Consider the following 26283-nt stretch of genomic DNA (forward strand, 5'->3'; position numbering starts at 1 on the left):
GCGGTCTTGAGCCGACACGCGGTCTTGAGCCGATACGCCGCCTTGACCGGCCGGACCAACCGCCAGGCGGACAACCGCGGGCAGACGACCGCCAGACCCCTCAGAAGAACCGCCGTACCCCTCAGAAGAGCGGACGGTCGACCCGGGCCGTCGTGAAGAGATGGTCCCTGGACGCTTCGAGGTCGGCGAGCAGGCGGGGGTGGTCCACATCGAGCAGGGCGCCCCGCCACTTGCGGATGCGGCCCGCGACGATGACCGTGTCCACGTTCGTACGGTCCATCAGGGTCACGACCGCCCCCGGTACGTTGTTCAGCGGGGCCACGTTCAGGGCGTCCGCGCGCAGCAGGAGGATGTCGGCCTCCTTGCCGGGGGCCCGAGCAGCCCCTCCCGCGAGGACCGCGCCGCCCTTCAGGAGGTAACGGCGTTCGCCCGTACCGGTGTTGGCGGGCATGGGGCAGGGCGGGGAGGGAGGGAGTGGTTGGTCATGGCGCGACGCAATCATTTGCCCGCCCCTGGGTCAATCACCCCTCGGGCCCAGGCCGGCCGACGCCTGGGCCGGCCGACGCCCCCGGGCCCCGGCCCCCGGCCCCCGCGCACGTAACTCCGCGCGACCCCTTGCGCATTCGAAAGTTTTGCTCGACGTTACGAAAGAGACAGTCATCTCGGGCCGGTTGTGGGGGCCTCCCCGGGGAGCCGCACGTTGTCGTCGACCACCTCCGAAGGAGTCGCCATGACAGAGTCGAGCCGCCCGACCGGCCGGCTGACCACCCTGCTGGCCGGTGCCACGGCCGCCGCCACCGCCCTGGTCACCGTCCTCGCCACCGCGCCGTCCGCGAGCGCCGCCTCCACGCTCGGCGCGTCCGCCGCCGAGCGGGGGCGGTACTTCGGCGCCGCCGTCGCCGGGTACCACCTCGGCGAAGCCGCGTACGCCAACACCCTGAACCAGGAGTTCAACAGCGCCACCCCCGAGAACGAGATGAAGTGGGACGCGATCGAGCCGAACCGGAACGCGTTCAACTGGGGCTCCGCCGACCAGATCGTCAACCACGCCCAGAGCCGGGGCATGCGGGTCCGGGGGCACACCCTGGTCTGGCACTCCCAACTGCCGGGCTGGGTCGGCGGATTGGCCGCCGCCGATCTGCGGACCGCGATGAACAACCACATCACCCAGGTCGCCGGGCACTACCGGGGCCGGATCCACTCCTGGGACGTGGTCAACGAGGCGTTCCAGGACGGGGGTTCGGGCGCCCGGCGCAGTACGCCGTTCCAGGACAAGCTGGGCAACGGCTACATCGAGGAGGCGTTCCGCACCGCCCGCGCCGCCGACCCGTCCGCCAAGCTCTGCTACAACGACTACAACACCGACGGCCAGAACGCGAAGAGCAACGCCGTCTACGCGATGGTCCGTGACTTCAAGGCGCGCGGGGTGCCCATCGACTGCGTCGGCTTCCAGTCCCACCTCAACTCCGCGTCCCCGCTCCCGGGCGACTACCAGCAGAACCTCCAGCGCTTCGCCGACCTCGGCGTCGACGTCCAGATCACCGAACTCGACATCGCGGGCTCCGGCACCGCGCAGGCCAACACCTACGCCTCGGTCGTACGGTCCTGCCTCGCCGTCTCCCGGTGCACCGGGATCACGGTGTGGGGCGTGACCGACAAGTACTCGTGGCGGGCGGGCGACACCCCGCTGCTCTTCGACGGCAACTACGCCAAGAAGGCCGCGTACAACTCCACACTGGCCGCGCTCAACGGCGGCTGAGCCAGCACGCTTGCGGGTGAGCCGGCGCCTGCCCGGCGGTGGCGGTGGTGGTTCCGCCGCCACCGCCGGCCCACCGGCTCACCGGCCCCCGTACCGCTCCCGCCGCTCCCGTATCAACTCCCGCACTACGTACGGCGCCTGCGTGCCGCCGCCCGCGCCCGCAGGGCCAGGGACATCAGGGCGCGTACGGGGGCGGGGGCGCGGCGGATCCGCAGGGCCTCCCGGAGCGGCGCGTCCAGCAGCGAGGCGGCCACAGCCGGGGCGAGTCCGGCGAGCGGGCGGGGGAGCCGCCGCCCCAGCAGCCCGGTGCTGGTGGCCGCCCAGAGCGCGTCCCCCTCGGGGCTCGGCGCGAAGTTCCGCTCCTCGAAGGCCCGCATCCACCGCTCGACCCCGGCCAGCCCCGAGGCGGCACCGGCATCGGGGTCCCCCGTTGTATCGGTGATGTCGGTGATGCCGAGCGCGTCGGAGAGGCCGACGTGGAAGGCGTACGCGGCCGAGCGCTCCTCCGGGGTCGCCGGGCGGTGCCCGTGGTCGTCGATGAAGCGCAGCGGGCAGACGGTGAAGCAGGCCAGCACGTACCGCATCAACTCGGGTGTGATCCCGGGCCGTTCATGGACCCGGCGCAGCTCCTCGACGATCGGCCGCCCCTCGTCGCTGTCGACGCCGCGCCCTATGAGGGTGAACATCGCGACGCCGGTCGCCTTGGCCCGTACCCGGGGTGCGCTGGTCATCCGTCCTGTCGCGGCGAGCACCCGCGCTATGTCCGGGACCGCGAAGGTACGGATGAACCCGAGCGAGAGCCCGAGCTTCGACTCCTCCGGCATGGTCTCCAGCACCAGCCGCCCGAACGCGTCCACGGGGGCCCGGTCGGCCGGCTGTCGGGGCGCCCCCTCGGGCCCCCCTGCTCCCCCGGCCCCGGATATCTCACGTATCTCTGTCATCCCTCACGCACCTCGCTCACCCCCCGTCTCCCCGTCCATGTCTTCTGTTCCGTCCGCTGTGCCGTCCGCCGTCACGTCCGCATCCGCCGCCGCGTCCGCCGCCGCCTCCCGTACCCCCGCCACCGCCTCCCCCGTCAGCGGGGCGTACAGCAGGTGGGCGACGCGTACCAGGTGGGCCCGTTCCTCCACCGGCTCCGTGTCCAGGCCGGGCAGCGGGACCTGGTCCTCGCGGGGGCGCGGCGGGGCGCCCGCGTGCAGGAACTCCACCGACGAGCGCAGCCCGGTCGCGACGATCAGGGCGGCCCGGTCGGCCTCGTCCAGCCCCTCGCGTCCGGCGATCCCGGTCGCGACGGGCACCACCGCCGGGGTGACCCAGGGGCGCAGGGTCAGTTGGCCGTCCCGTATCTCCAGGCCGCGCCGTGCCGTGCGCCACTCCAGGTCCCGTACGGCCAGCCGCTCCGTCCAGGCGGACGGCGGCGCCTCCAGGGCCAGCCTGCGGTCGGCCCGGTAGACGAGGTCCCACAGCGGGCGCAGCGCCTGGTAGTCGCGGCGCCTGCGGACGAACGCGGCGAGGGCGGGACCGCCGAACCCGGTCGTGATCAGGATCGCCCCGAGCGCGGCGAAGGCGGGGCCGAGGGCGGTGCTCAGCCACTCCGTACCCGTGTACCCGGCGGCTGCCGCGCCGATGGCGGTGAGCTTGCACGCCCCGTATCCGCAGGCGGTGAAGGAGCCGAGGGCGAGCTGGCGGATGCCGCGCCGCAGCGGCCCTTCCGGCAGCCCGGCGGCGTGCCGCAGACAGACCCGGCCGATGTCGATCAGCGCGAAGGCGAAGAGGCACTGGTAGAGAACGAGGAAGGCGGCGATCGCCGGGACCGGGGCGAAGGTGGTGTCGAAGGTGAGAGGGGTACGGGGGTGGGTGGCGCCGCCCGCGAAGAACAGCACGGTCATCGCGGTGACCAGGAGCGCGAAGACGGTGAGCCGGAGCCGTACCGGCCGCCAGGACTCGACCGCAGCCCCGTCCCAGACCCGCGCGTCGACCCGGTCCTGCGGCGGGGTCCACATGCGGGCCAGCACCACGGCGGCGGCGGAGAACCCCATGATGCCGAGGTAGACGAGGAGAGTCGCCAAGTTGCCGCGCCCGGAGATCCGGTCGACGAGCCGGTAGACGAGCGGGGAGGCGAGGACGAACGCGGTGGCGGGGGAGGCGATCGAGAAGAAGACGACCAGCAGCCCCTTGCTGGGGTCCCGGCGCCAGGCCCGTATCTTCAGGGCGGCGACGACCCAGGAGACGACGCCGATTCCGAGATAGACGACATTGAACGGCGCCTCGGAGAGCGCCGGCATATCGGAGAGCTGCGGTATGCCGGAGAGCTGGGATATGTCAGATATGCCTGACATACCGCCCCTGCCCCCGCCCCCGCCAACGCCCCTGCCCCTGCCCCCGTATGCCGTCAGGTGTTTCAGACATGCTGTCCCTTGCGGTGTTCCAAAGCCGGCGCCAGTTGCGAGGTCGTCCCCGCACCGGGGGCCAGGACGAGGTTACGTGTCAGCTCCGCGCCCAGTATCTCCGCCTCCTCCTCGGCCGCCTCGTCGTAGTGCGAGCGGCCCAGGACCAGCCGGATCAGGTCGGGATCGAGGGTGGGCAGCTCGACATGGGCGGCGGCCTCCTCCTCTTCGGGGGTCGGCGCCTCGCCGAGGTGGCCGCAGAGCAGGTGGGCGAGTTCATGGCAGATGATGTGGGCCTGGTGCAGGGCCGAGGTCTCCTGCTCGAAGTGGACGATGTCGGCGGCGGCGCGGCGCTCGACGAACCCCGAGGGCTCCCCCACCTTCATCCGCCGCGGCTCCAGCCGTATCTCGCGGCCGGTCCGCTCCGCGACCGCGGCACACAGGTCGTCCACGGTGCGCGTGCGCGGCAGATCCAGTTCTTTGAACTTCGCCCGCATCCGGCGGCGGGTCCGCCCAAGATCTCCCACGCTCTCCCCATCGGCCTGACCTTCACTGCCCGTTTCGGCAATGCGCCAGTGTCCCAGAGGAGTCCGCTCACCGGGAGTCACCCCTCGGAAAGACCGTCGCGGCCCTCCGACGCGCGCTTCGCCCCGCGCTTCGACTCACGTTTCGCGTCGCGTTTCCCGTCGCGCTTCACGGCGCGCCGGAGCACACCCTTCGGCTCGGCCCTGCCCCCGGCCCCCTGCCCACCGCCAGCCGCCGCTTCCGCCTCACTGCCCGCCTGGCCGCCTGCCCGACCGCCCGCCCGGCTGTCCGTCTGACCGTCCCCCTGGCTGTCCGTCTGGCCGTACGGCAGCCCGACCGCCTTGCGCAGTTGCTCCACCATCGTGAGCGCGGCGTCCTGCATCGCGGGCGGCAGCCCGGCCGCGCGCATCGCGATCCGCTCGACCTTGGCGTCGCGGAGCGCCTCGATCTTCCGCAGGTCCCGCTCGACGGCCTGGGCGGCGGCGGAGTCCGTGAAGTAGTCCAGGGGGACCCCGAAGAACTTGGCGATCTTCACCGCGTTCTCCAGGCTCGGCTTCTGGGTGCCCTTGCGGAGGTTGCCGATGTACGTACCGCTCAGCCCGGTCCCCTCGGCGATCTCCGAGTCGCGCCAGGGGCGGCCGAGATCCTTCGGGTAGATCACCGAGATCACCCGCCGGAAGCGGGCGGCGAAGTCCAGCGGCTCCGCCGGACCGTCGGGCGGTCCGGGCAGTTCCGGCGTCCCCGGTTCCCCACCGTCGCCGCCGGAACGGGGTGCCGACGCGTCTGCGTGTGGAGGATCGGTGTTGGCCATGGCTCGGATCATAGAGCGCTTTCGGCCCCGGCGGGGATCACACGACCGAGCCGATTTACACGATCGTTGTGAAGAATCGGGGCAAAATCCCCGACCTACCGGGAAGCAGCACCTCCATCTCAAGCTTTAATCAACGATAGTTGACTTCTGAACGCCACGCCTACAGGATCGGTCTCGCTGGACGACGAGAGCGGCCCCAGGCCGCGGAAGCGCCGGATGCCGCTGCCCCACGGGGGTGGGCAACAGCATTCGGCGCGATCGTCGTTCGGCTCCCCTTCTCTTCCGGTTCCTGGGCTCCTCGCATGCCTGATCGGCGGATCACTGATAGGTGATCCGCCGGTCAGAACCGCCGGTCAGCCGCCTCCGGTCAACGACCGCCGATCAACGACCGCGCCGGTCAGCGGCCTCCGGTCAACGACCGCCGGCCAACTCGACGGCCGCCGCTCAGTGGCCGCCGTGCCCGGGCTGATGGTGGTCGAAGACCAGCACCTCCCGGGGCATCACGGTGAACGGCCGCATCATCCCCATGTCCTCGTGCTCCAGCAGATGGCAGTGGTACATGAACCGGCCGTGCGCCCCCGTGAACTGCCCCATGACCTTGACCAGTTCGGCACGGCGCACCTGGAACACGTCCTTCCACCCCTGCTCGTTCTCCGGCACCGGGTTCGCCCCCGTATAGGTGACCGGCGAGGTGGTCGTGGCGCCGCCGGGGTCGAACCCGGCGATGTCGTACACCTCGCGCTCCAGCACCTGGAACTGGCTCAGATGGATGTGCATGGGGTGGGTGGGGCCGCCGAGATTCAGCAGGCTCCACACCTCGTAGTCCCCGTGCGCCACCTTGAAGCCGAGGGTGTCGTCGAAGGTCCGGGAGATCCGCCGGTAGACCTTCGGCTCGGCGTCGTCGGGCCCCCGCAGCGCGATCACCCCGTCCTGCCCCGGCCGCGCCGAGCCGTCCGTGACCTCCACCATCTCCCAGATCTCCGGGTGCCCCGCGCCACCCGTCGTGCCCGGCGCGCTGAGCACCACCAGCCGGTGGCCGTGCGGGATGTCATGGCTCAACCGGCGGAACGACGACGAGATGACCGACGGCAGCACGAACCGGTCCCCCACCGGCGCCGCGCCCACCCGGAACTCCATGACCTGCGGGAAGAGCACATCCCGCGCCGGATCGGCCGTCCCGGCGGGCTCCTGCCCCACATTGACCAGCCGCACCTTCTTCCCCCGCAGCGCCCGGAAGTCGACCAGCAGGTCCATCCGCTCGGCGGGCGCGATGGAGAGCCCGGCGCGGGTCTCCGCGTCGTACTCCACCGCGACCGGCCGGGGCAGCAGCCCGCCGTCGGAGCCGATCTGCCGGATCGCGCCGCGCACCGGCCGGTTCTCCTCGTCGACCAGGGCGAGGTTGTAGATCCGGGCGTTGGAGGCGTTGAGCAGCCGGAACCGGTACCAGCGGGCCTCCACGTCCAGATACGGCCAGACCACCCCGTTGACCAGGTTGTACGGCCCCGAGAACGGCAGGGTGACGATCTTCCCCGACTCCGGGTTCACCGCGTCCGAGGCCCGCCGCACCTTGTGCAGCAGTTGCCCGGTGGGCCGCCCCCGGCCGTCCGTCTCGAAGTTGCGGTCCGAGAGGATCAGCGGGACCTCGTACTTCCCGCTGGGCAGATGGAGCGCCGCCTCCTCCTCGTCCCGGATCAGATACATCCCGACGAGCCCGGCGTAGACGTTCCACCGGGTGATGTTCATCCCGTGGTCGTGGTACCAGAGCGTGGTGGCGCGCTGCCCGTTCGGGTACTCGGAGAGCTGCGCGTCCTTGTACGCGACCGCGTTCTCCGCCCACCCGTCGTTGCCGCCGCCCGTCTCCGCGCCATGCAGATGCGTCACGGACCAGGCGGGGAGGTCCGCGACCTCCTTGATCTCCACGAACCCTTCACCGCGCCCCGGCGCCGAATGCCGCGCGGGCGCCCCGCCGACGGCCGGCTCCTCCCCGGCGACCACCGGATAGGGCGCGTTCTTGATCCGGTTGGTCCACGCCACACTGATCCGCTGCCCGCTCCGCACCTCGATGGTGGGCCCGGGGAACTGGCCGTTGTAGGCGAAGACATGGGTCGGCGCCATCTGCGAATGGAGCCGCACCCAGGTCGACTTGAGCTCGATGGTCTCGGGCCGCCCGCCCGGCCGGAGCGTCGCGGGAACGCGGAGCCGGTCGAGGTACGGCGTGAGCCCCCCGACGTCGGCGGCGGTACTGGCGGCGGTGGTGGCGCCGTCGACGGCGCCGATGTCGTCGGCATACCCCCGATCGGCTTCTATGCCGCTGTTTCCGGGCACGCCGATGGTGTTCTCGGACAAGGTGAATCCCCCGTTGTCGTTCCCCCGTACCGCCGGAAGCCCCGTACGTCGCGAAGTCTCACGACGACTCGCGAAGACTCCTGGCGGCACCTTTCACGGGGTAGGACTCACACCATTCCGCCCTGGTTGCACCCTTTTCACCAGCCCGTAAAGGTTGCGCTCATTTTCGGCCGTTCTCGCCCTTAGGGGAGAACCCGGACGGACCTCGGCCCCAGGCACCGCGTGAGGCCGCGTCCTCACGCCGACACGGCATGGCCGGTATGAAGGCGCCGATGAACTGAGCCTTTTCCAACCTCACCCGTCAACGTGATGTTGGAAAAGGCTTTGGAAAAGGCTCACGTCACTTGTCCACAGGGGCGTATCGAAAGGACAGTTGCCACTGCGGGAGATGGACTCCTATGTGGCTTGACAGTGGACCTGTTCACACCGGGGAGGCCACCCTTGCGCAGTACCCTCGTCATATTGTTCGCGCGGGCTCACGGGCGGGGAAGGCGGTGCGTCGTGCACGGGCTGGGGGACGGAGAGCCGAGGCAGATCGGCGGTTACCGATTACTGGGGCGGCTGGGGGCCGGCGGTATGGGCGACGTATACCTCGCCCGCTCGGAGCGGGGGCGTACGGTCGCGGTCAAGCTGGTGCGCGAGGAACTGGCCGCGCAGGAGGAGTTCCGGGCACGGTTCCGGTACGAGGTGGCGGCGGCGCGGCAGGTCGGCGGCCACTGGACGGCGCCGGTGCTGGACGCCGACACCGAGGCCGCCGTGCCGTGGGTTGCCACCGGCTATGTCGCCGGTCCCAGCCTCCGGCAGGTCGTCGGGCGTGACTACGGCCCTCTGCCGGAGCGCTCGGTACGCACGCTCGCCGCTGGCCTCGCCCATGCCCTGCGGGACATCCACCGCACCGGGCTCGTCCATCGTGATCTCAAGCCGTCCAACGTCCTGGTCACCATCGACGGGCCCCGCGTCATCGACTTCGGGATCGCACGGGCCCTGGAGACCATGACCGACGGCCGTATCACGCGTACAGGCGCGCTCGTCGGTTCGCCCGGTTTCATGGCACCGGAGCAGGTGAGCAGTGACCGGATCACGCCCGCCTGCGACATCTTCTGCCTCGGCTCGGTCCTCGCCTACGCCGCTACCGGCAAGATGCCCTTCGGCACCGCACAGACCCGGGCCCAGGTGCTCATGTACCGCATCGCGCACGAAAAACCCGACCTGGAGGGATTGCCGACGGCGCTTGTGGACCTCATCGAGGGATGCCTGGAGAAGAGCCCCGCGTCGCGTCCGGGCCCTGAAGAGGTTCTGCGCCGCACAGGCGTGCAGGACGCAGTCGTCGACGGCCGCTTGACCGCGCCGTGGCTGCCAGGTCCCCTGGTCGCCCAGTTGGGCCGGCACGCGGTAAGTCTTCTGGACACGGAGAGTCCGGAACCCCCGGCTCCCGCGCCCCCTCGTGACACAGCCCCAGGGCGGATGCCGGCCCTGGGGGCAGCCTCCGCCGCAGGGGGGCTCCCGGTCCCGGCAGTGGCGCCATCCGGGAAACCGCCCTCTCACAAGCGCGGACGCCGCACGACGCTGATCGTGGCACTGGCCGTGGCGCTGAGCGCGGGAGGCGTGGCCTACACCCTGATGAGAGGTGACGGCACCTCCGGGGACGGCGTGGTGCCGGAGGAGTTCCTGGGCACATGGACCGCCAGTGTCAATGGCAGCCCTCGGTGGATGACCATCAGCCAGGGAAACCCTGGAGATCCCCTCGTCCGCATGTTCGCCAACGGTCCCAAGAAATCAGGCGAAGGCACCTACCACTGTGAAATCTCCAGCGACCTGACGAGTGTGTCCGGCTCCGCGTCAATGCGTTTGAGTGCGACGCGCATGGTCCACTCCGATTCGGCGGAGGACTGCACGGAGGCGAACTCCAGCAGCCTCATACTGAGAACGCACAACACCCTGATCAGAAAGACCGACAAGCAAAACAACGACGGGCTGACATGGACCAAACTGCCCGACGCCTCTTGATTGCACCAGCCTCGTCCAAGCCGTCCTCACCCCGCGTCGCAACCCGAAGCAAAAAGTCAACCCCCGGGCCAGGATGGACGGTAGGGAGGGTGGGGGGAAACAAGAACCACCCACTCCTCACAAGCAGCGCTCGACCCCCGAAGCTCAAGCCCCGAGCCGCCGCTGCCCCATGAACCGCCGCCCCCCGATAGGGCGCATCGGCAGTGGACCTGTTGGGTACGGTCCGACCGGCGGGCCAGGTCGTTCAGCGGCGGAGGCGCATCATGAAGAGCGCGCACGTGGGGCTCTCGGGGTTCGAGACCAGGGCGGGCGAGGCTGCCCGGACCCTGCTGCGCAACCAGGGGTACGACGGCGGGTGGGGCCTCACCCTGACCTCGGTCTCGTCGATCGTCAACACCAGCGAGGTCCTGCCGATTCTGCGCGCCGCCGGCATCGCCGGACAGCCGGTTCGCCAAGGGATCGACTTCCTTACCGGCGCCATCCCTGAGCACTCTCGGCCCCGCCCCAAAGGCGGTCGTGGTGAGCACACCCGGTTCATCGCCTTCGGCCTGGCCGGACTGCTGTCCCACCCCCGCTTCTTCCACCACAACGGCGTCGCGGAGACCGCGGCCTGGTGTGTCGGCTGGCTGGAGGACCACCAGGTCGACCATGGCTGGCCCGAAGTCCTCGGACTCGACGACACCTCGCTGCACCAGACCGCCTTGGTGGTGCACCGGCTCGCCGAACTCAGAGATGCCCTCCATGACTTCGGCCCCGGGCTCCTCTTACCCGGCGGGGTGGAGACCAACAGCCTGCTGGAGCACGTCGAACCGCTGATCGACCACGGAGTGCACGGCCTGCTCTACCACCGGCGTCCCAGCGGGGCATGGGGGTGGCGCACGTACGTCGACACCGATCCGAGCCCGAGCAAGACCGCGCTGTGCCTGCTCGCGCTGTCGGCCGTCTGTGCCGGTACTGGGCCCGGCGGCGAGCCCGCCTACCGGGATGTCCCGCGGGAGGCGGGCGGGGTGCACGGCCCGGTGCGGCGGAAGCGGCTGTCCGACGTGGTCGCCGAGGCCGGCCAGTGGCTGCTGCACAACCATCACCGGTGGGAGGAGTTCGTCGAGGACGACAAGGACGTGCAGGGAACGGCCTGGGAGCACATGGCATACGCGCTGTGCGCCCAGGCCGCCATCCGGGCCGGCGCGAGCCCGCGCGATCCCCGCCTCGCCAAGGCGTGGAAGTTGATGAACGACCTGTGGGACCCGGAGGCGGGACTGTGGAACGAGCCGGGTGCCTCGGGCAAGCGCGCCACCATCCGGGCCGCGTACTACACGGTGTCGGCCTACGAGGAGGCGATGCGGCGGCTGGCCCGGATGAACCTTGCCGACATCACCTCCGAGGACGCGGGCGAGGCATCGGCCGAGATGGTCATCGTCCATGTCGCCCTCGGTCCGGGCCGGACCGTCCTCCTCGGGGCACGCGACAGCGAAGGAAGGGTGGCGTGCGAGCTGTCGGAGCGCCTGTTCGATGTGGTGAAGGTCGTGTACGACGCCCCCGAGGCCGGAATGGCGACCGAGCGGATCGCGGCGAAGCTCTACGTCGCCCCGTCCTCGGTGCCCAAGTACGTTCAGCGCCTCAACCAGGCCGTCTCTGCGGCCTTCGGCGGTGTCCCGGCCCGGCTACTGGTGGCCGGCACGGTGGAGGGGGCCGGCGGGTACCGCCTCGCAGGGCGGTAGGCCCCGCCGCCTACGACGCGGCGCGCTCCTCCGCCACCGGGTGGTTCAGCAGGGCGAACCGCGCCAGGGAACGGACCTGGTCGAAGGTCTTGAGGGTGTCGAGGTCCTCCAGGCCGAACCAGGCAGCCCCGTGCACCTCTTCGAGCTGCGCCTCCACGGCCTGTTCCCGGGTGCCCGGCTGCCGCTGGACGTAGAAGAACTGGACCAGCGCCGGTGTCGGGAAGCCTTCGCGCTCGATGTCCACATAGAACGGCACGGGTTCAGGAGTGGCGTTGTGGTCGGCCGGATGGATGGCCGGCTGGCTGGAGATCGCCTCCACCAGCAGCCCCGTCTCCTCCTTGAACTCGCGCACCGCCGTGCCCGCGAAGGACTCCCCGGGCTCGATATGACCGCCCGGCGGAACCCATTTGTCGAAGCGGTTGTGGTGCACGAGCAGCACTTTGCCACGCTCGACGAGGTAGCCCGAGCAGCAGTACACCAGACCGATGTCGCGGGATGTCCGGCCGTCGTGGATCAGAATCGAGCGAGGCACCCCGCCACGATAGCCCACCGAGAATTACTCGAACTCCCGTGCGGGCTAAGCCGCTTCGGCGCCGTGTCAGCGCCGCGCCGATGACATGTCATCGGCGATGACAGCGCGATGTCATCGCGGACACGTCGCGACGGGGCGGACCGTGGCCGTATCCCTGCCCGGCCCGAGGCTCCCGCTCACAGCCGGGGCTGCCCGCTGTCCGTCGAAGAGAGGACCCCGATGCGTTCTCACCCGTCCGCCTGGCGCGCCCGGTATCAGGAGCGGTTCGCGGCTCCGCAGACCGTGGTGATCCAGCCCACCACTTGGTGCAATCTGGACTGCCGGTACTGCTACCTGCCCTTTCGGAAGCTCAAGCACCAGATGCCCCTGGAGGTGGCCGAAGCCCTGGCGAATGAGGTGGCCCAGTTCGGCGACAGCGGCCACCCGGTCGGCATCGTCTGGCACGGCGGGGAGCCGCTGGCCGTCGGTCGGCGGAAGTTCGCCGCCCTGCTCGCGCCGTTCGAGGCCCTGCGGCGGGCGGGCCGGGTCCACCACTATGCGCAGACCAACGCGACGCTGATCACCGAGACGTGGTGCGACCTGCTGGCCGCGCACGATGTCCGCGTCGGGGTGAGCGTCGACGGCCCTGCCGCCTTGAACGCCGAGCGTGTCGATCTGCGAGGCAAGCCCGCCTTCGACCGGATCCTGCGCGGCATCTCCCACTTGCGCGAGCACGGCATCCCGTTCTCCGTCATCTCGGTGGTCGGCACCCTGGGCATCGCCATGCCGGAGGAACTGCTGGAGTTCCTGACCTCTCTGGGGGGCCATTCGGTGGGCTTCAACCTTGAGGAGATCGAAGGAGTCAACACTGATCGGCAGCCGCCCACCGCACTCCAGGCCGAAGAGTTCTGGCGCCGCACCCTCACCTGGACCCGCGAGCATCCTGGTGCCCCGCCCGTCCGGGAAGTCGAACGCCTCGCCGAGTACCTCCGGCTGATTCGTTCCGGCCGGAGAGCTGAGTGGGACGGGCGCCGCCTCGACCCGATCCCCACCATCTCCTGGAAAGGCGACGTGGTCCTGCTCTCCCCGGAACTCGCGGACACGGTGGCGCCCGAGTACGGCGACTTCGTGGCGGGGAACATCCTCGGCCGTCCCCTGCCCGAGATCCTCCATGATGCCCACCGACTGCGCTACGTAAGCGACTTCCTCACCGGCCTGGACCGCTGCCAGGCAGAGTGCGAGTTCTTCGACTTCTGTCGCGGCGCCCAGGCCGCCAACCGCTACTTCGAGAACGGCGACTTCACGACGACCGAGACCAACTACTGCCGGGCCTCCCGGCAGGCCCTGGTCACAGCCCTGTCCACGCTCGCGGCCAAGGAGGCTGTCGCATGAAGATCCTGGACCGACTCGCCACATCCGACACCCCCGTCGTGATGGAGTTGACAGCCACGCACGACATCTCGACCCCGGCGATCGTTGAAACGAAGTGGGACAACCGACCCACGTGGGACAACTGGCCCAAGAACCCGGCCCCCTTCGACAACCGTCCCACCTGGGACAACTGGAACAAGAAAAGCAAGCCGCGCCGCCGCGCCGAAAGGCTGTTGATGGACACCCGCACAATCCGCCGTACGAGCGTCACGCTCCCCGCCCTGAACGAGCCGGGCCTCTATCTCTCCAACGTCACCTCACTGGAGGGTGGCCGTGGCAGGTTGGCGGAGTTCCATTACGCCGATGCCGACCTGCGGGACCTCGATCTGGTCGACACCCGTCTGATGGATGGGCGGATCACCGGCCTCAAGACCCACCGCACCCGCCTGGAGAAGCTGCGTGTCGACTCCGTGGAGTTCACCGGCTGCGACCTGTCCTCCCTCCAGTGGACCGACAGCAAGGTCTCCCGAGCCGTCTTCCGCGACTGCAAGGTCATGGGCGCCACCCTCGACGACGTCACACTCGACAACGTCCTGTTCGAGAACTGCAAACTCGACTACAGCACCCTCACCCGCGTCCGGGCCACCGGCCCCGTGATCTTCGCCAAGTGTTCGCTGCGCGAAACCACCCTCACCGCCGCTGACCTCGGTGCCGCCCTGATCGACGACTGTGATCTACGGCTGACCGAGTTCGACGGCGGGAAGTATCGCGGCCTGGACCTCCGGGGTAACGACCTCTCCCAGCTTCGCGGCCTGGCCTCGCTCAAGCAGATCGTCATCGACCACGTGCAGACACTCCAGCTCGCCGAGGCCCTCGCCGCCGAGCTGGACGTCACCTTCGGTGAAGACCTCGACGACAAGTAGCACCACCAGCCCCGCACCTGCGATCGGGAGGCACGGCCGTGGGCCCGCGACTCGTATGCGACACGTACGACGACATACGCGGCCGGTGCGACACCGCACCGGTCCGGCAGGCCGGCAGCGAGCCGGGCTACGACCGCGGCGCCATCGTCCCCGGCGTCGCCGTCACCGGGCTGCTCCAGTTGCTCGCCCGCCGCTAGCCTGCGGTTCGGCACCGGCGGCTCCATCGCGATCGCCAGCGGCGCATCATGACGTTCTACCTGGTGGGCGTAGTCCGCTGGGGTCGCCGGGTGGCGTTGGCCGACGATCCGATCCCCGAGCCCCCGCCCGAACTCGACCTCAGCCCGTGGGCATAACCGCGCCCCGCCCTCCTCCGGGAGAGCGGGGCGCCTTCGTGCGTTCAGGGCCGCCGCGCGCAGTACCGTGGATGCACAACCTTCTGGCGGGGGTCCGTATGAACAGCACCATCGGTGACCGTATTCGCTGCCTGCGCGAGTTCCGCGACCTCACTCAAGAGGAGCTGGCAGAGCGCGCCGAAGTCCACGTCGACACGATCCGCAAGCTGGAACAGAACGTCAGGCAGTCAGCCCGCATCAACACCCTGCGGGCCCTCGCACGCACCTTGGACGTCCAGCTTGAGCGTCTAGTAGGACAGCCCACAGTGACCCAAGACCTCTCCGACGACGGCGGCCTGATCGCCCTGCGCGACGCCATCCAGGACGTCACCGCCCTGCCCGGCGTCCTCGCCGACACCGATCTTGAAGACCCGCCGGACGCCGACGAGTGGACCGCAGCGGTGAAGGCCGCCACCACCCACTACTGGGCAGGCGACTACTCGACGCTCGCCGGCACGCTGCCGATTCTCCTGCGCGACGGCCGCGCGGTGGCCCGGCAGACGGAGAGCGAGCGAGTGTGGCAGCAACTCGCGCTCGCCTACCAACTGGCCGCGTCACTGTCGACTCAGGCCGGCCACCCGGACTGGGCGTTCGCCGCTGTGGAGAAGCAGCTTGCTGCCGCGCAGCGCGCCTCCGACCCACTCATGGAGGGCATGGGCATCTCCACTCTGTCTTGGGTGCTGCTGCGCCAGGGCCGCTGGGAGCAGGCTCAGAACGTCGCGGAGCGGAAGGCGGATGCCTTGGAGCCCAGCTTCCGGCGCGCGACACCTGCGCAGCTTGCGGTGTACGGAAACCTGCTGGTGGCCGCCGCAACCCCGGCAGCCCGCCGCGACCGCCGAGAGGAAGCCTTCACCCTGCTCAACTTGGCCGAGTCCGCGGCCACCCGGTCAGGCCCGGTCCGTGCCTACGGCAGCGCGTTCTCGGTCGTCGACGTCCGCACCCAGCAAGTCAACGTGGCGCTTGCCGGGCGGGAGCCGGACCCTGCCGAGGCTCTGAACCTGTCAGGCGGAGTCACTGTCGACCACATCACCCGGCCAGTGCACTCGGCCGCCTATCGCGTCGATGTCGCCCAGGCGCAGTATCAGACGGGAGACGGCGAGGGTGCCCTGGAGACGCTCCTGGCGGTGGAGGAAGACCAGCCCGAGTGGATCCGGTTCCAAACGCTGGCCACTACCACGGTGCGGGAGATGCTGGAATCGGAGCGCCGGCGCAATACCCCGCTGCGAGGTCTGGCGGCACGTCTCGGTGTCGATCCGGCTTTGTGAACGGGTAGGACAACGCGTCCTAGGCGGGCGATAATTGACTCTCCATTTGGGACATCCCGCCACTGGGGTGTAACTGGGCAGCTCCATAGCGTCGCTGCATGAAGTGGCGTCGGCCAACCCCCGGCACGGCCGACGCCGCACTCCATGCATCCGATCTGGAGTCGGCCATGACGCAGTACCACCCACTCACCATCACCCCCGTCGAGCGCTGGCTCGCGAGATCCATCCGGGATCCCGAGTCCGCCTACCGGGACTGGCGCGACGGGCGCCCCGCCGTGCTCGCCCTGGGCGCGATGTTCGACGCGGTGAAACTCCCGCAGCGCCTTGTCCACGCGGCGGCCGGCGCCCCCGAGCGGTCCGCCGTAACCGCTGTGCTGGCCCCGTTGGGCGGTCCGGTGATCTGGGCGCCGCCCGGCTGGTACCTGGCCCTCGTCCCGGCCGGGACGGCGGACACCTGGGACCCTACGTACGCCTCCGTGCTCGGCCCCGGTGCCTATCTCACCGTGCCCCGTTCCGACCGTAGGGGCCCCTCCGGGATCCATTGGGCCGTTCCGCCTGCCCACGCCCGTACCCTCTGTTCCCCGGCCGCCGTCGCCCGGCTTCTGGCCGACGGTCACCGGTGCCAGGGTGGTATCCGGTGACCGGGCCCGGTACGACGCCGGCCATGCCGGGGACCGGTATCGAGGACGCCCTCGCGAAGGCCGCCGCCCTGGGGACCGCACGGGCGGGCGAGGCCGAACTGGCCCACGCCGCCACACTCCTGCGCACCCATATCGCGGCCCTGCTGCCCGCCGCCGAGGCGCATGTGGACGGGCTGTGGCCGGGCGGGGCGGAGTGGTGTCCCCGGCGGGCGCGGCTGGACGCCATCCGGTACAGCCTCGGTGAGCAGGCCCCGGCTCTGACGCCGCTCTCCGCCCAGGTACGGCTGGCTCTCCTGCACCGGGACTGTGCCTGGCTCCTGGAGCACTATGGGAACGCGCGGCCCGAGAACCCCCGAGGGGGCCCGGTGACCCGCGACCACCAGGCGCGCCGGGTCGCGGCGCATCCGCACCGGCGGGCTGGTGAGTCCGGATGACGACGCCCGAACCGCCCGTCTCGCCCCGCCGTCCGCTGGGGCGCCGGGGCCTGCGTCCCGCCCCGTCCACCCCTGAGTCGTCCTCGCTGCCTGCGCTGTCCGGCCTGCGGGTCGGGATGGCGGCGTACGACCGGCGGACCGAAATGCCGGGCGTCATCAGCTCGTTCGCCGGATCGCTGGTCTGCCTCGTCCGCCCCTCCGGGCACACCTGGCAGGCCACGCTGAACGCCGTACGCCCCGCGACGGAGCGGGAGCGGACCCAGCTCCGTGCCCTCGCCGAGTTGCACCGGCGGCAGCGGCCCCCGGCCACACCCCCCGCTGAGCCCCCCACCGGGTGGCGCCCGGCATGAGCACCGCCCGCTTCTACAACGTGACCGTGGTCTGCGAAGGACCCACCGCCACCGGCACCCTGGTACGAGTCGTCCTCGCCGCCCGACAAGCGGTCACCGCCGATGCCGCCCTGGTCTTCCTGCGCCAGCAGGCCCGCCGCATCGCCAACGGCCTCGACCCCGGCCCGGGAGCCGGATGGACACCACGCGGCACCCTCACCCCCGTATGGTCCCCCGACCCCGACGTCCCCACCACCCTCCGCATCTGGTGCCACACCCCCCACGCACAGAGAACCGCCCGGGAACGACTCCTCGCCGGAGCCGAATTCACCCTCACCGCCGACGACTTCAGCGGCCGGTACACCCTCAGAGCACTCCCCGTCCCCGTACCCCTACTGGCACCCCTGTCCGTACCCGGGTACCGGCCCCTGCCCCTGTCCGCATACGCACTCCCGCGCCACGCGCACCCCCAGGGCGGCTCCGGCCGCCACAGACACCGCAAACCCCGATGGCTCGACCACCTCCGCCACTGGCTGCGCCTCCCGTTTCGGCGGCGGGTCCGCACGGCACATGCGGCCTGATCCCGATGACACCGCACGGGCCCTGCGAACGGTACGGACCGTACTCGTCGTCAGCGCCGCCATCGCCGCCTACACGGTCACCGGATGGCTCCTCGCCGAGCACTTCACCCGCTGACGAACGCTCCCGGGGCGGACATCAGTGCCATGTTCCTTATGCGTAGTTCCGAGACCACAATGGAGTACCAGCCTCTCAGGGAGGAGAACCGGTGAACGGTCGACGGACGGCGGCCCAGCGCGTAGAAGGTGGCGGGCACGGCAAGGACGACGACGAGGGCGACGGCCTTCCTGGTCAGCCCTGGAACCCGTCCGACGAGCCCCACCCGGACGGTTCCACGCCTCCCGGTGACGGGACGCACAAGAAGTGACGCGTCCGGCCGAGCAGGTGGGGGAGGCTGGGCAGGCGGGGTGGTCCGCTCGTGGGGAGTTGGGGCGGCTCCTGCTGGACACCGGGTGTATGGCGCCCGACTGGGCGCCCGTCTTCGACGCGGTGCCGCGTTCCGGCTTTCTGCCCGGCCTGATGTGGCCTCATGACATGCGCACCGGGCGGAACGTGACGGTCGACAGGGAGCGGGATCCCGAGGCGTGGCGGAGGTACGCGGACTCCGACGACCCGATCGTCACCCAGTGGGACGACGGCCGGCACGACGGGGCCGAGCCGGGGACGTCGTTCAGTTCGTCCTCGTCCATGCCGAGCCTGGTCTTCTCCATGCTGGCCGATCTCGATGTCCGGCCGGGGCAGCGCGTCCTGGAGATCGGCAGCGGGACCGGGTGGAACGCGGCTCTGCTCGCGTACCGGCTCGGCGCCCCGAATGTCGTGACGGTGGAGGTGGACGGCGCCGTCGCGGCACGGGCCCGGGAGTCCTTGGCGCGCTTCGGGCTGCCGGCCGAAGTGGTGCACGGGGACGGGTTCCTCGGGCATCCGGGGCGGGCCCCCTACGATCGCGTCATCGTGACCTGTGGGATGCGGAAGATCCCGTTCGGGTGGCTGGAGCAGACCAGGCCGGGCGGGGTGATCCTGGTCCCCTGGGGGACGTATTACGGGCCGGGCGAGGCGACCGCCCGGCTCGTGGTCGCCGACGACGGGCGCGGTGCGACCGGTTCGTTCACGCGGCCCGTGGCGTTCATGCGGATGCGGTCCCAACGGCTGCGGTGGCCCCGGCACGAGGAGTACGTCGCCGCCGATGCCATGAGCAGTGCGGAGGTCTCGGGCACGGCGCTGACCGAGGCGGAACTGCTCGGCACCGGGAGTTTCGACGCGGCCGGCTTCGCGCTGGGGCTGCGGGTGCGGGATGTCGTCCACCACCCCGACCGCAAGCGCGACGGACAGCGCGCCGTGTGGTTCTACGGGCTGACGGACAAGTCCTGGGCGGTCGTCGTCTTCCGTGACGACCGCAAGGAGGCCAGGGTGTACCAGTCGGGGCCCCGGCGCCTCTGGGACGAGGTGGAAACCGCACACCGGTGGTGGGTGGAACACGACCGTCCCGACTGCACCCGGTTCGGGCTGACGGTGGACCGAGACGGCGAACGGACATGGCTCGACTCGCCCGAGCATTCCCTCTGACCGAGCTGCATTGAACTGAGCTGAGCCGAGCTGAGCTGAGAGGCCCTCGCGTGGGCGACCTGCCCGACCGCCACTTCCGGCATCTGATCCTGCCGTACACCGGCGAAGTCAGCCACGTTCGGATCCCGGCCCGGGGGTTCGGGTCCGACTTCTCCGGCGTCGTCGACAGCGAGAAGGGGCGGTTCTTCGTCAAGGCCATGTTCAACCGCCCCGGGGGACGGAGGGAATCCATCCTCCGGGAACGGGCGATCAACCCCTGCGTACAGCCCCTCTCCCCGGCCCTGCTGTGGAGCGTCGACGGGGACGACGCCGGGTGGATCATCCTCGGCTTCGAAGCCATCGAGGAGCGCGGCCTCGACTTCAGACCGGACTCACCCGATCTCCCCCTCGCCGTGGAACTCCTCAACCGGGTGGCGGCCATGGCGGAAGCGGCCGGGGTCTGGGCCGACCACCGGGGCGTCCCGGGAGTCACCGTCCCGGGGGCGGGACGGTGACCCCCGGGTGCTCCCCGCGCACGTACCGCCCCCCTATGGCCGCTCCCCCTACGACCGCTCCCCTACGGCCTTTCCCCTACGGCTGCCCCCTACGGCTCCTCCCCTACTGGCCGCGTACGAACGCCCGGGCGAGCCTCGGTCCCAGGCGTCGCTTGAGGCCGCGTACGACCGCCACCCGGCTCGCGGCGCGGTCGAGGCGGTAGTAGAGGGCGGGCGGGAGGTGCGGGAGGAGGGGTGAGTGGCGCTGGCCCAGGAGCGCGAACATCTGCTCCGGGGGCAGGTGGAGGTAGCGCGGCAGGTTCTCGTACCAGTGGGCGCTGTAGCGGGCCGCGCTCTGCACCGGGAGCAGCGCGCGGCGGCGCTCCCGCTCGTAGCGGGCGAGGGCGGCGGGCAGCCGGTCCGGGCCGGGGTGCTCGCCCAGGGCTGCGGCCAGGGCGATGGCGTCCTCCAGGGCGAGGGTGGTGCCCGCGCCGATGGAGTAGTGCGTGGTGTGCGCGGCGTCGCCGGCCAGGACCAGCCGGCCGCCGTACGACCAGGTGCGGTGGGTGAGCGTACGGAAGTTCAGCCACCGCGCGGGGGCCGATGCGGAGGCCGGCTCGGGGGCCGGCCTGGGGGCGGACGCGGGCGCCGACGCGGGGCCCGGCCCGGCGTCCGAGGCGGAAGCCCCGGCCCCGGTGCGGGCGAGGAGCGGATGCCCGTCGAGCGGTACGGCGAAGATCTTCTCCAGCAGGGCCAGCCCCTCGCCCTCCGGCGCCTCGTGGAGGCCGAGCCCGCGCCAGGTCTCCTCGGAGCACTCCACGATGCAGGTGCTCCGCCGCTCGCTGAACGCGTAGCCGTAGCACCAGATCCAGCCGTGCCCGGTCTCCCGGAAGGCGAAGGTGAACGTGTCGAAGACCTTGGTGGTGCCGAGCCAGATGTACTTGTTCCGGCCCACCCTCACCTCCGTACCGAAGTGGTCCGCGTACCGCTCGCGCAGCCCGCTCCGCACACCGTCGCAGGCCACGACGAGATCGGCACCGTCCGGGGGTTCGCTGACGTCGCACTCGTACGCGATACGCACCCCCAGCTCCGTGGCGCGTTCGGCGAGGATGCCGAGGAGTTCACGACGGCCGATTCCGAACCCTTCGTCGCCGTGGTGGACGGTGGTCAGATCGCCGACATGCGCGGTCCCGTCGCTCCAGCGGACCGAGTTCTCGGCGATGGTCCGGGCGGACTCGGGGTCGTGGGCGCGCAACTTCTCGATGAGGCCGCCCCAGTAGGTCACCCCCCAGCCGTAGGTGGAACCGGCCGGGTTCCGCTCGTAGACGGTGATGTCGTGGGACGGGTCCCGCAGCTTCAGCAGGATGGCGACGTACAGCCCGGCGGGACCGCCGCCGACACAGGCGACCTTCACACGTAACTCCCTGACCAAGAACGAACACGCTCGGTGAATGTGTGGCAGCGGATAGTAACAGTCACCGACGCGTCCTCTCGCTCACATCCACAGCCGGGCCTTCATCAGGAGATGCCCGTGGAGGAGGGAGAGGTCCGCGCGGCCGAGGTCGCCGTCGCGCGTGGCGAGGTAGAAGGTGTTGATGGGCGGGAGTTCGGGCTCCAGCAGCCGGACCACCTCGCCCCGTACCAGCTCCTCGGCGGCGAGATAGCTGGGCAGCACCGAGATGCCCGCCGACGACTTGACGGCGGCGAGCACCCCGCGCAGGTCCGGTACGACGAGGGAGGGCGCGCTGGTGGGGCGGGAGCCGAAGACGGTGAGCCAGTAGCGGCGGACGATGGGCAGCGACTCGGCGTACGCGATGAGCGGGTACTTGGCGAGTACGGCCGGGGCCTCCTTCGCCGTGAGCCGGTGGGCCGGGATCTCCTCGGCGAGGCCGGGCGAGGCGAGGAGGACGAACTCCTCGTCGACCAGGGTGGTGGCGGTGATGCCGCGGAGGCGGGGCCGTACGGTCGAGACGACGAGGTCGAAGTCGCCGCCGGCCAGCCGCGCCAGCAGGTCGTCCGCGAGGCCGAAGCCGAAGGTGAGGCGGAGCCCGTCGGCGACGAGGTCGCTGACGGCGGGCAGCACGCGCGAGGTGACCAGTTCGACCGGCCCGCCGACGTAGAGCGGGTGTCCGTCGGGGGCGCCCCCGAAGTGGCGCTCCACGACCGTGCCGAGGGCGTCGACGGGCCCCTGGACCTCGCGGAGCAGGGTCTCGGCGGCGGGGGTGGGGCGGACCCCCTGGGGGATGCGTTCGAAGAGGGGCTTGCCCAGCTCCCGTTCGAGGTTGCGGATCTGGTGGGTGACGGTGGGCTGGGAGAGTTCGAGCCGCTGGGCCGCCTTGGTGAAGGAGCCGAGGCGGTAGACGGTCACGAACGTCCGCAGCCAGCTCAGTTGTACCGCCGTGGTCAAGGCCGTTCCCCCTGTGCGCGCGTGCTCCCACCCCGCGCGGCCTGGGGGCCGGCGGGGTGCCGGTGACACTCGGCGGGGCGCTTCGGGGATGGCCGGGTGTGCTGCCGCCCATGCTGCGGGAAAGGGTGCGCGCGTGCGGGCGAGTCGGGGGAAAACACCCTTAAGGGCCAGGCGAATACGCGGCGAATACGTACGTATGGCCGTCGAATGGCCGCTTCTCGCGCCTGGGAGCACGAGAAGCGGCCATGCGCGTGGGGGAGCGCGCGTCGATGCACGCCCGGCCTGCCCGGATCAGGCCGGTCCGCCGGGTCAGGCGGCGCGGGCCTCCAACTGCTCCACCACCAGTTCGGCGACGCGTACCGCCGAGGCCGGGTTCTGCCCGGTGACGAGGCGCTGGTCGGCGACGGCGTGCGCGGCGAAGTTCGCCGTCTTGGTGATCTTCGCGCCGCGCTCGGCGAGCCTGCTCTCCAGCAGGAACGGTACGACCTCGGTGAGCCCGACGGCCTGCTCCTCCTCATTGGTGAACGTCGAGACCTGCTTCCCCTCCACCAGGTACGAGCCGTCCCCGAGCCGGATGTCGACCAGCCCGGCGGGCCCGTGGCAGACGGCCGCGACGACCCCGCCCCGCTCGTACACCCCGGCGGCCAGCCCTGCGAGCGGCGCGCACCCCGGGAGGTCCCACATGGCGCCGTGGCCGCCCGCGAAGAAGACCGCGTCGTAGTCGCCCGGGGAGAGCTCGCCGGGCGCGGCGGTGGCGGCGAGCGCGGCGGCGGTGGCGGGGTCGGCGAGGAAGGCGGCCTGCACCGCGTCGCCCGCGTCGTACCCGTCCTGCGGCGGCTGCCCGCCCCGTACGGACACGTACGCGACCTCGTACCCCGCCGCGCGGAACACGGCGGCGGGGTGGGCCACCTCGGGGACGTAGAAGCCGGTGGAGCGGCCGGTGTCGCCGAGGGTGCCATGGCTGGTGAGCGCGAACAGAATCTTCTTGGCCATTTCCTTCTCCTTCTCCATTTCCATGAACGGGAATACAGGCAGTGCAGGAAATGTAGGCACCGCCGATTACGGGTGCCAAATAGCCTGTTCGATTGCCCCCATAGGGAAATTCATGGAAGGTATTCGTTAGGGTGAGCCCCTTCCGGAGAATGGAAGAGGCATGAATGAGCGCGGACCGACGCGCGGACCGATGTGCGGACCGACGCGCGGGCTGATCGTGGTGAGCAGCGTCGCCCGGCTGCCCGGCGGGCGGCGGGCGGGGTTCTGGCTGCCGGAGGCGGCGTACCCCTGGCGCGCGCTGCTCGCGGCGGGCTGGGACTTCGCCTTCGCCGGCACGCGCGAGGCGACCCCGCGCATCGGCGGGGCCGACCGTTCCGACCTGCCGCAGCGGCTCTTCCTGGACGACGCGACGGTACGGGAACGGCTCGCCGCGACCACGACGGCGGACCGGTACGACCCCGGGGAGTTCGGCATCGTCCTGATCGCCGGGGGCCATGGCGCCATGCTCGACCTGCCCGAGGACCCGCGCCTGGCCGGCTTCCTCACCCGTTTCCACGGCGCGGGCGGCGTGGTGGTGGCCGTCTGCCACGGCGTGGCGGCCCTCCTGCCGGCCCGCACCCCGCAGGGGACGCCGCTGGTCGCGGGCCGCAGGGTGACCGGCTTCTCCCGTACGGAGGAGGAGGCGGCGGGCCTGGCTTCGACGGTCCCCTTCTTCCTCGACGAGGCGCTGCGCGAACGCGGGGCGCGGTACGAGGCGGGCGACCCGTTCACCCCGTATGTGGTCCAGGACGGAAACCTGGTCACGGGCCAGAACCCGGCGTCGGCGGCGGGGGCGACGGCGCTGGGCATGCGGCTGGCGCTGGGCCGGGAACTCCCGCCGGACTGGCTGCCCGGCCGGGGCCGAGGGGGTCCTGCCAGGGCTTTCACATCTGCCCGCGACCGGCCGCGCTGAGCTTCGCGGTGATGGTCGCGGCGAGGTGCCTGCCCACCGAGTCCAGCGGATCGGTATGTCCGACCGCCCGCGCGAGCGTGACCGCTCCTTCCCAGGACGCGATCACAGCCCAGCCCAGCTCCCGCGCCTCTGACCCGTCGACACCGGCCCGTGTCAGCCTCGCGGCGATCGCCGCCGCCCACGCGTCGAATACGGCATGGGCCGTTTCCCGTATGTCCCGCTGTCCGCTCAGCGCCGCGGCGACGACCGGACAACTGACGGCGCGGCCGGTCTCGTCACGGGTCCGGCGCCAACGCTCGGCCAGAGAACTGAACGGCTCCGAGATGTTGTCCAGATCGGCGGCGTGAATACGCTCAAGAATTCTGTCCCCGACATAGCGGACCGCCTCCGAGACCAGTTCACCGCGCCCCCCGGGGAAGTGGTGGTACACCGAGCCCATAGGCACGTGTTCCGCGGCGGCAAGGGCTCGCAGACTCATCGCGTCGACGCTGCTGTAGGAGATGAACCGAGCCGCCGCGCGGATCATACGGGGGCGGGTCGAGGAAGTCGTCATGCGCTCAGGCTAGGACACGCTAAGACAGGTGTCATAATGCGCGCATGAAGCGTTACGACAACTGTCATAGCCCTCGCATCGTCGCCGGTGACGGCCGCGACGTGACGGCCACCTGGCACTGGCCCGAGGGCCGGCCGCACACCGCCGTGCTGATCGCGCCGGCCCTGGCGACGCCCGCCCGTTTCTACGAGCGGCTCGCCCGCCACCTGGCAGCCGCGGGTTTCCTGGCCGTGACCTTCGACTACCGAGGGATGGAGTCGCGTGCGGCGGCCCTGGCCGAGCGCGGCGACCTGACCCGGTGGATAGCCGACGCCGCGGCCGCGCTCGAAGCGCTGCACGCCGCCGCGCCGTCCGGCACCCCCGTCGTCTGGCTCGGCCACAGCCTGGGCGGGCAGATCCTGCCGTTCGTGCCCCACGAACTCCTCGACCGGGCCGTCTTCGTGGCCTCCGGTGTCGCCTACTGGCGGTGGGCAAAGGGGCCGTTGCGCCTCGCGGCGCCGATCGCCTTGCGCACCGTCGTCCCTCTCAGCACCCGCGCGGCGGGTTACTTCCCGGGGCGCGCGCTCCGTGTGTTCGACGACATGCCGTCGTCCGTCATGCGCCAGTGGGCCCGGTGGTGCCTGCATCGCCGATACCTGGGCGTCGACTTCCCCGACGCGGCCGGCCGGTTCGCCGCCGTGAAGACCCCGGTCACGGCCTTCCGCATAGCGGATGATCAACTGATCACCCAGCGCGCACACGACGAACTCGACTCCTGGTACTCGTCGGCCCCCCTGACGTCCGCGACAATCGAAGCGCCCGAACCGGAACGGACAGGCATCGGCCATCACGGCCTTTTCCGATGCGCGCATCGACGACTATGGGACCTGCATCTCATTCCTTCCCTGCGCGGACAGCCTATGGCGCCACGCGCGGCCACTTCTCCTCGCCCTGAGGGAGCCGCCGGGTGATCCGGTCGAAGAGGTCCGTCAGCGGCTCCCCGACATCCTGCCCGAACTCGGTGAGCCCGTAGGTGACTTGGGGCGGGGTCGTCGGTTCGACCGTCCGCCACACCAGGCCGTCCTGGACCAGCGAGCGCAGGGTCTGGGCGAGCATCTTCTCGCTGATGCCCCTGATGGACTCGCGGAGTTCGTAGAAGCGGAGGTCGTTGCTCCGCAGGGCGATCAGCACCCAGATGCCCCACCGGCTGGTCACATGGTCGACCACGTCGCGGGCGGGGCAGTCGGTGTGAAACACGTCATACCGGGCCACGGTGTCACCTTGTCTGCGCTGCACGCTTCCCGTCATATCCCGAGCTTACCTTCAGGTATGCCCTTACCAAGAGTTAGCTCCATTCGTAGCGTG

The 26283-nt window shown here is 70.8% G+C and carries 28 protein-coding genes and 1 pseudogene; 17 read left to right on the forward strand and 12 right to left on the reverse strand.

Features of this window, described 5'->3' with window-relative positions:
- Positions 1-121: 121 nt before the first annotated feature.
- Complete coding sequence (locus AB0O07_RS32160; RefSeq protein ID WP_365640047.1) at positions 122-451, reverse strand: hypothetical protein; 330 nt, start codon at positions 449-451, stop codon at positions 122-124.
- 279 nt (positions 452-730) lie between these two features.
- On the opposite strand from AB0O07_RS32160, the pseudogene AB0O07_RS32165 reads away from it, so the two are divergent.
- Positions 731-1753 (forward strand): annotated as a pseudogene (locus tag AB0O07_RS32165) (endo-1,4-beta-xylanase); the annotation flags it as partial.
- A gap of 131 nt (positions 1754-1884) precedes the next feature.
- Here the strand turns inward: AB0O07_RS32165 and AB0O07_RS32170 are convergent.
- From AB0O07_RS32170 to AB0O07_RS32190, 5 genes are all read right to left on the reverse strand, one after another.
- The gene (locus AB0O07_RS32170; RefSeq protein ID WP_365640049.1) at positions 1885-2700 is read right to left on the reverse strand and encodes an oxygenase MpaB family protein; all 816 of its coding nucleotides are present in this window, start codon (positions 2698-2700) and stop codon (positions 1885-1887) included.
- A 3-nt stretch (positions 2701-2703) separates the two neighbouring features.
- On the reverse strand, positions 2704-4098 hold the full coding sequence (locus AB0O07_RS32175; protein WP_365640051.1) for an MAB_1171c family putative transporter: 1395 nt from the start codon (positions 4096-4098) through the stop codon (positions 2704-2706).
- A 62-nt stretch (positions 4099-4160) separates the two neighbouring features.
- Entirely contained in the window at positions 4161-4673 is a 513-nt protein-coding gene (locus AB0O07_RS32180) for a hypothetical protein (RefSeq protein WP_365640053.1), read from the reverse strand.
- A 77-nt stretch (positions 4674-4750) separates the two neighbouring features.
- A complete protein-coding gene (locus AB0O07_RS32185; RefSeq protein WP_365640056.1) occupies positions 4751-5482 on the reverse strand; it encodes a helix-turn-helix transcriptional regulator in 732 nt (243 codons plus the stop codon).
- A gap of 444 nt (positions 5483-5926) precedes the next feature.
- Positions 5927-7828, reverse strand: a complete 1902-nt coding sequence (locus AB0O07_RS32190; RefSeq protein WP_365640057.1) for a multicopper oxidase domain-containing protein — start codon at positions 7826-7828, stop codon at positions 5927-5929.
- 501 nt (positions 7829-8329) lie between these two features.
- Here AB0O07_RS32190 and AB0O07_RS32195 point away from each other — a divergent pair.
- Positions 8330-9835: a serine/threonine-protein kinase gene (locus tag AB0O07_RS32195; protein ID WP_365640059.1), complete on the forward strand. Its 1506-nt coding sequence runs from the start codon at positions 8330-8332 to the stop codon at positions 9833-9835.
- 263 nt (positions 9836-10098) lie between these two features.
- Complete coding sequence (locus tag AB0O07_RS32200) at positions 10099-11553, forward strand: hypothetical protein (RefSeq protein WP_365640061.1); 1455 nt, start codon at positions 10099-10101, stop codon at positions 11551-11553.
- Between the two features lie 10 nt (positions 11554-11563).
- Here the strand turns inward: AB0O07_RS32200 and AB0O07_RS32205 are convergent, their stop codons facing one another.
- Positions 11564-12085, reverse strand: coding sequence for an NUDIX domain-containing protein (locus tag AB0O07_RS32205; protein WP_365640063.1), 522 nt, complete (start codon positions 12083-12085; stop codon positions 11564-11566).
- 219 nt (positions 12086-12304) lie between these two features.
- Here AB0O07_RS32205 and amcB point away from each other — a divergent pair, with 219 nt between their 5' ends.
- The 12 genes from amcB (at position 12305) to AB0O07_RS32265 (ending at position 20055) form a co-directional block, all read left to right on the forward strand.
- The gene (gene amcB / locus AB0O07_RS32210) at positions 12305-13456 is read left to right on the forward strand and encodes a cyclophane-forming radical SAM peptide maturase AmcB (RefSeq protein WP_365640064.1); all 1152 of its coding nucleotides are present in this window, start codon (positions 12305-12307) and stop codon (positions 13454-13456) included.
- The gene (amcA, locus tag AB0O07_RS32215; protein WP_365640066.1) at positions 13453-14358 is read left to right on the forward strand and encodes a multiple cyclophane-containing RiPP AmcA; all 906 of its coding nucleotides are present in this window, start codon (positions 13453-13455) and stop codon (positions 14356-14358) included. The genes amcB and amcA overlap by 4 nt, the downstream gene beginning before the upstream one ends.
- A 38-nt stretch (positions 14359-14396) precedes the next feature.
- A complete protein-coding gene (locus tag AB0O07_RS32220; protein ID WP_365640068.1) occupies positions 14397-14555 on the forward strand; it encodes a hypothetical protein in 159 nt (52 codons plus the stop codon).
- 254 nt (positions 14556-14809) lie between these two features.
- Positions 14810-16015, forward strand: a complete 1206-nt coding sequence (locus tag AB0O07_RS32225) for a helix-turn-helix transcriptional regulator (protein WP_365640071.1) — start codon at positions 14810-14812, stop codon at positions 16013-16015.
- 167 nt (positions 16016-16182) lie between these two features.
- Positions 16183-16656 (forward strand): hypothetical protein, encoded by a 474-nt coding sequence (locus AB0O07_RS32230; RefSeq protein ID WP_365640074.1) that lies wholly within the window; start codon positions 16183-16185, stop codon positions 16654-16656.
- A gap of 23 nt (positions 16657-16679) precedes the next feature.
- Positions 16680-17090, forward strand: a complete 411-nt coding sequence (locus AB0O07_RS32235) for a DUF6415 family natural product biosynthesis protein (protein WP_365640077.1) — start codon at positions 16680-16682, stop codon at positions 17088-17090.
- On the forward strand, positions 17087-17440 hold the full coding sequence (locus AB0O07_RS32240; protein ID WP_365640079.1) for a hypothetical protein: 354 nt from the start codon (positions 17087-17089) through the stop codon (positions 17438-17440). Before AB0O07_RS32235 ends, AB0O07_RS32240 begins: the two co-directional genes overlap by 4 nt.
- A complete protein-coding gene (locus AB0O07_RS32245; protein ID WP_365640082.1) occupies positions 17437-18000 on the forward strand; it encodes a hypothetical protein in 564 nt (187 codons plus the stop codon). The genes AB0O07_RS32240 and AB0O07_RS32245 overlap by 4 nt, the downstream gene beginning before the upstream one ends.
- Positions 17990-18115, forward strand: coding sequence for a hypothetical protein (locus tag AB0O07_RS32250; protein ID WP_365640084.1), 126 nt, complete (start codon positions 17990-17992; stop codon positions 18113-18115). The genes AB0O07_RS32245 and AB0O07_RS32250 overlap by 11 nt, the downstream gene beginning before the upstream one ends.
- Before the next feature lie 91 nt (positions 18116-18206).
- On the forward strand, positions 18207-18365 hold the full coding sequence (locus tag AB0O07_RS32255) for a hypothetical protein (RefSeq protein ID WP_365640087.1): 159 nt from the start codon (positions 18207-18209) through the stop codon (positions 18363-18365).
- Between the two features lie 89 nt (positions 18366-18454).
- Positions 18455-19561: a methyltransferase domain-containing protein gene (locus tag AB0O07_RS32260; RefSeq protein WP_365640283.1), complete on the forward strand. Its 1107-nt coding sequence runs from the start codon at positions 18455-18457 to the stop codon at positions 19559-19561.
- 50 nt (positions 19562-19611) lie between these two features.
- The gene (locus tag AB0O07_RS32265) at positions 19612-20055 is read left to right on the forward strand and encodes a hypothetical protein (RefSeq protein ID WP_365640090.1); all 444 of its coding nucleotides are present in this window, start codon (positions 19612-19614) and stop codon (positions 20053-20055) included.
- Between the two features lie 103 nt (positions 20056-20158).
- Here AB0O07_RS32265 and AB0O07_RS32270 read toward each other — a convergent pair whose 3' ends face one another.
- From AB0O07_RS32270 to AB0O07_RS32280, 3 genes are all read right to left on the reverse strand, one after another.
- Positions 20159-21448: an FAD-dependent monooxygenase gene (locus tag AB0O07_RS32270; RefSeq protein ID WP_365640092.1), complete on the reverse strand. Its 1290-nt coding sequence runs from the start codon at positions 21446-21448 to the stop codon at positions 20159-20161.
- An 81-nt stretch (positions 21449-21529) separates the two neighbouring features.
- Complete coding sequence (locus tag AB0O07_RS32275) at positions 21530-22441, reverse strand: LysR family transcriptional regulator (RefSeq protein ID WP_365640093.1); 912 nt, start codon at positions 22439-22441, stop codon at positions 21530-21532.
- 309 nt (positions 22442-22750) lie between these two features.
- Positions 22751-23434 carry a type 1 glutamine amidotransferase domain-containing protein gene (locus AB0O07_RS32280; RefSeq protein WP_365640094.1) on the reverse strand — a complete coding sequence of 228 codons (684 nt, stop codon included), beginning with the start codon at positions 23432-23434 and terminating at the stop codon, positions 22751-22753.
- Between the two features lie 160 nt (positions 23435-23594).
- Between AB0O07_RS32280 and AB0O07_RS32285 the strand changes: the two genes are divergently transcribed.
- Positions 23595-24386: a type 1 glutamine amidotransferase domain-containing protein gene (locus AB0O07_RS32285; protein ID WP_365640096.1), complete on the forward strand. Its 792-nt coding sequence runs from the start codon at positions 23595-23597 to the stop codon at positions 24384-24386.
- On the opposite strand, the gene AB0O07_RS32290 is transcribed toward AB0O07_RS32285, so the two are convergent.
- Positions 24358-24939: a TetR/AcrR family transcriptional regulator gene (locus tag AB0O07_RS32290; RefSeq protein WP_365640099.1), complete on the reverse strand. Its 582-nt coding sequence runs from the start codon at positions 24937-24939 to the stop codon at positions 24358-24360. The two genes, AB0O07_RS32285 and AB0O07_RS32290, sit on opposite strands and share 29 nt — an antisense overlap.
- A 44-nt stretch (positions 24940-24983) precedes the next feature.
- On the opposite strand from AB0O07_RS32290, the gene AB0O07_RS32295 reads away from it, so the two are divergent.
- Positions 24984-25889 carry an alpha/beta fold hydrolase gene (locus AB0O07_RS32295; protein WP_365640102.1) on the forward strand — a complete coding sequence of 302 codons (906 nt, stop codon included), beginning with the start codon at positions 24984-24986 and terminating at the stop codon, positions 25887-25889.
- Here AB0O07_RS32295 and AB0O07_RS32300 read toward each other — a convergent pair.
- Positions 25837-26226 carry a helix-turn-helix domain-containing protein gene (locus AB0O07_RS32300; RefSeq protein WP_365640103.1) on the reverse strand — a complete coding sequence of 130 codons (390 nt, stop codon included), beginning with the start codon at positions 26224-26226 and terminating at the stop codon, positions 25837-25839. The two genes, AB0O07_RS32295 and AB0O07_RS32300, sit on opposite strands and share 53 nt — an antisense overlap.
- Between the last annotated feature and the right edge of the window lie 57 nt (positions 26227-26283).

It is taken from the genome of Streptomyces sp. NPDC093085 (assembly GCF_040683935.1).
Taxonomy (GTDB): Bacteria; Actinomycetota; Actinomycetes; order Streptomycetales; family Streptomycetaceae; genus Streptomyces.